Genomic DNA, 4209 nt, shown 5'->3' on the forward strand with positions numbered 1-4209 from the left:
GCCTATGAGGAGCTGATCCGCCGCGGCCTGATCTCCGGCGAGACCGGGCGCGGCACCTTCATCCGGCCGCCGCAGCGCGAGCCGGCGCCGCCTTACATTCCGGAGCGGCTGAGCGAGGTGATCGACCTGTCGATCCTGAAGCCGGTGGTGTGCGAGACCCGGCATATCGAGGCGATGAGGGCGGCGCTGCACGACCTGGCCGACACGCTGCCGTCCTCCGCCGTGCTGTCCTTCCGGCCGAACATGCTGTTCGCCCGCCATCGCCGGGTGGGCCAGGACTGGCTGCGCGACCATTGCGGGGTGGAGGCGACGCCCGGCACCATCCACCTGACCAACGGCGCCACTTCGGGCATGACCATCGCCCTGATGGCCGCGGCGCCGCCGGGATCGACCGTGGTGACCGAGGCGGTCGGCCACCACACGCTGGTGCCGCTGGCCGCCTATCTTGGCCTGCGGCTGCAGGGCCTGGCGATCGACCAGGAGGGCGTGATCCCGGATGCGCTGGACGAGGCGTGCCGCGAGGGCGATGTCCGCGCCCTGTTCGTCATGCCGAACCCGATCAACGCCACCGCCAGCCTGATGGGCGCGGCGCGGCGGGCAGAGATCGTCGCGGTGGCGCGACGGCACGGGCTGCAGATCATCGAGAATGACGTGCTGGCGCCGCTGCTGACCGATCGCCTGCCGCCGCTGGCCGCCCTGGCGCCGGAGCGGACGCTGTACGTCACCACCTTCACCAAATGCGTGATGCCGGGGCTGCGCGCCGGCTATCTCGTCGTGCCAGACCGGCTGTGCCCGGCCGTCGCCAACCGCAGTCTGGTGACCAGCTGGATGGCGACCGGGCTGGTCGCCGAACTGGCCGCCCGCTGGGTCGAGACCGGCACGGCAGCGGAGCTGGTGCGCTGGCAGAACACGGCGATCCGCGGCCGCCAGGCGATCGCGGCCGAGCTGCTGGCCGGCATACCGCACCGGGCCCATCCGGAAGGGCTGCATGTCTGGCTGCCCCTGGGGGAAGGTCGGTCGGAGGAGGAGTTCGTGTCTCATGCCCGGCTGCAGGGCGTGGCGATCGCGCCCGGTGCCTCCTTCGCCATCGACGGCCGTCCGGCCCGGCCGGCGGTGCGCATCTCCGTCGGCTCGACCACGCCGGAGCAACTGCGCGACGGCCTCAAGATCGTGGTCAATCTGATGCAGGGCGAGCCGGAGCCGGTGCTGCTGGCGATGTAGAAACAGGCACGGCCTCGCCTAACAAATCATCACGAACTGGAAATTGTACTGATTTGTTTTTCCATTTGACATGATTTTGTCTCCCTCCCATCGTGACGTCCATTCAAGGCCGTCGCCGCAACAGGGAGAGCGACTTGCCAGACCAGACATCATCCGATCCATGCATCAGCGTCGAAGGCGTGACCAAGCGCTTCGGCCCGCTGACCGTGCTGAACGACCTGTCCTTCACCGTGAAGCCCGGTGAGAAGCTGGCGCTGATCGGCCCGTCCGGCTCCGGCAAGACCACCATCCTGCGCATCCTGATGACGCTGGAGGCGATTAATGGCGGCCATATCCGCATCGAGGGCGAGCAGTTGTTCCACATGCCACGGAATGGCGGGCTGGTGGCGGCCGATGAGCGCCACCTGCACAAGATGCGCGCCAAGATCGGCATGGTGTTCCAGCTGTTCAACCTGTTCCCGCACAAATGCGTGCTGGACAACGTCACCCTGGCCCCGATGCTGACCGCGGGCGTCGACCGCAAGGCGGCCGAGGCGCGGGCGATGGAGCTGCTGGAACTGGTCGGCATGGCCGGCAAGGCCAAGGCGATGCCGGCGCAGCTGTCCGGCGGCCAGAAGCAGCGCGTCGCCATCGCCCGCGCCCTGGCGTTGCAGCCGAAGATCATGCTGTTCGATGAGGTGACCTCGGCCCTCGACCCCGAGCTGGTGGAGGAGGTGCTGAACGTCATGCGCCGCCTGGCCGCCGAGACCGACATGACCATGCTGCTGGTCACGCACGAGATGAGCTTCGCCCACGACTTCGCCGACCGGGTGCTGTTCTTCGACCAGGGCCGGATCGTGGAGGAGGGGCCGCCGGACGCGATCTTCCGCAATCCGCGCGAGGAGCGGACCCAGACCTTCCTCAAGAAGATCATCGCCGCCGGCCATCGGGTCTGATTCGGCCGAGCCATTCAAAAAACAGGAGAGGCAGAAAATGAACAAAGCATTTTGCGCGAGTCTGATCCTGGCCGCCGTTTCGGCCGTGGCCCTGGCCCAGTCGGCTGCGGCCGACACGCTGGACAATCTCAAGGAGCAAGGCTTCGCCCGCATCGCCATCGCCAATGAGCCGCCCTTCACTGCGGTGGCGGCGGACGGCAAGGTCTCCGGCGCCGGGCCGGAGGTGGCCCGGGCCGTGTTCAAGCGCATGGGCATCGACGACGTCGTCGCCTCGATCTCGGAATACGGTGCCATGATCCCCGGGCTGCAGGCGCGCCGCTTCGACGCCGTCACCGCCGGGCTGTTCATGAAGCCGGAGCGCTGCCGCGCCGTGTCCTATTCCCAGCCGATCCTGTGCGACGGCGAGGCCTTCGCGGTGAAGAAGGGCAACCCGCTGAACTTCCAGAGCTATGCCGACATCGCGGCCAATGCCGATGCCAAGATCGGCGCACCGGGCGGCGGCACCGAGGAGCGGCTGGCGTTGGAGGCCGGGGTGCCGCGCGAGCGGGTGATCGTGGTGCCCGACGGTCAGAGCGGTATCAAGATGCTGCAGGATGGCCGCATCGACGCCTACTCGCTGCCGATCCTGTCGATCCAGGACCTGATGAAGAAGGCTGCGGACCCGAACATCGAGATGATCGGGCCGGTGAAGAACGCCCCGGTCTATTGCGACGGCGCCGCCTTCCGCAAGCAGGACACGGCGCTGCGCGACGCCTTCGACAAGGAACTGGCGGCGCTGAAGCAGTCCGGCGAATTCGCCAAGATTGTCGAGCCATACGGCTTCTCGGCCAAGGCCGCGATCGAGACCAACCGCGACCAGCTCTGCGGCGGGCCGAACTGAGGGGCTGAGGGAAGAGCCTCCGCATGACCGACTGGGCCGGCTATTTCGGGCTGATCCTGCAGGGTGCCTGGGTGACGATCGAGCTGACCGTGCTCGGCTGCGCCCTGGCGCTGGTCGTCGCCTTCCTGGCCGGGCTGGGCCGCATCTCGTCCAGCTTCGCCCTGCGGTCGCTGGCCACGATCTATATCGAGTTCTTCCGCGGCACCTCGATCTTCGTGCAGCTATTCTGGGTCTATTTCGTGCTGCCGCTCGCCGGCGTCGAGCTCATCCCGCTGCAGGCCGGCGTGCTGGCGCTGGGCCTTAATGTCGGGGCCTATGGCGCCGAGGTGGTGCGCGGTGCGGTGCAGTCGATCGGCCGGGAGCAGCGCGAGGCCTGCGTGGCGCTGAACCTGACCCGGCGCCAGAGCCTGCGCCACGTCATCCTGCCCCAGGCCTTCGTGCTGATGCTGCCGACCTTCGGCAACAACGCGATCGAACTGCTGAAGGCCACCGCCGTGGTGTCGCTGATCTCGCTGGCCGACCTGACCTTCCAGGCCCAGATCGTGCGGGCCCAGACCGGCAGCACCGCCTTTCCCTTCCTCACCATCCTGGTGATCTACTTCATCCTCGCCACGCTGATCTCGACCGGCGTGCGGGCGCTGGAACGCCGCCTGGCGCGCGGCCTCGACGGCGTGCGGAGCTGACGCCATGGATTGGGACTGGGCCTTCGTCGTCGAGATCCTGCCGACCCTGCTGCAGGGCGCCAAGATCACCATCCTGGCCACCATCCTGGGTTACGCCCTGGCGGTGGTGCTGGGCCTCGGCTTCGCGCTGCTGCGCCGGTCGCCGCGCCGCTGGCTGGCGCGCGGCACCGGCTTCGTCGCCGATTTCATCCGCGGCACGCCGCTGCTGGTGCAGCTCTACTTCCTGTTCTACCTGATGCCGGATGTCGGCCTGACCCTTTCGCCGCTGACCGCCGGGGTGATCGGCCTCGGCCTGCACTACGCCACCTACACGGCGGAGGTGTACCGCGCCGGCATCGACAACACGCCGCGCGGCCAGTGGGAGGCGGCGAAGGCCTGCAACCTGACGGTCGGCCAGAGCTGGCGCCACATCATCCTGCCGCAGGCGATCCCGCCGATGATCCCGGCCCTGGCCAACTACTTCATCGCCATGTTCAAGGAAACGCCACTG

At 68.0% G+C, this 4209-nt stretch carries 5 protein-coding genes; all 5 read left to right on the plus strand.

All coding sequences use genetic code 11. The features are described from left to right. On the plus strand, positions 1–1221 hold a 1221-nt coding region (gene ehuR / locus AC3XYG_RS21595), incomplete at its 5' end, for a MocR-like ectoine utilization transcription factor EhuR (protein ID WP_489141930.1). 134 nt (positions 1222–1355) lie between these two features. Then, a complete protein-coding gene (gene ehuA, locus AC3XYG_RS21600; RefSeq protein ID WP_489141931.1) occupies positions 1356–2156 on the plus strand; it encodes an ectoine/hydroxyectoine ABC transporter ATP-binding protein EhuA in 801 nt (266 codons plus the stop codon). A 37-nt stretch (positions 2157–2193) separates the two neighbouring features. Next, a complete protein-coding gene (ehuB, locus tag AC3XYG_RS21605; protein WP_489141932.1) occupies positions 2194–3036 on the plus strand; it encodes an ectoine/hydroxyectoine ABC transporter substrate-binding protein EhuB in 843 nt (280 codons plus the stop codon). Positions 3037–3059: 23 nt separating this feature from the next. Then, positions 3060–3719 carry an ectoine/hydroxyectoine ABC transporter permease subunit EhuC gene (gene ehuC, locus AC3XYG_RS21610; RefSeq protein WP_489141933.1) on the plus strand — a complete coding sequence of 220 codons (660 nt, stop codon included), beginning with the start codon at positions 3060–3062 and terminating at the stop codon, positions 3717–3719. A 4-nt stretch (positions 3720–3723) separates the two neighbouring features. Beyond that, positions 3724–4209 (plus strand): ectoine/hydroxyectoine ABC transporter permease subunit EhuD (ehuD, locus tag AC3XYG_RS21615; RefSeq protein WP_489141934.1); only part of this gene is annotated, 486 nt, incomplete at its 3' end.

It is taken from the genome of Inquilinus sp. (genome assembly GCF_057815775.1).

Excerpts from the sequence above, each read along its gene's own strand:
- ehuB (WP_489141932.1), top strand. The coding sequence starts at position 2,194 with ATGAACAAAGCATTTTGCGCGAGTCTGATCCTGGCCGCCGTTTCGGCC.
- ehuC (WP_489141933.1), top strand. The coding sequence starts at position 3,060 with ATGACCGACTGGGCCGGCTATTTCGGGCTGATCCTGCAGGGTGCCTGG.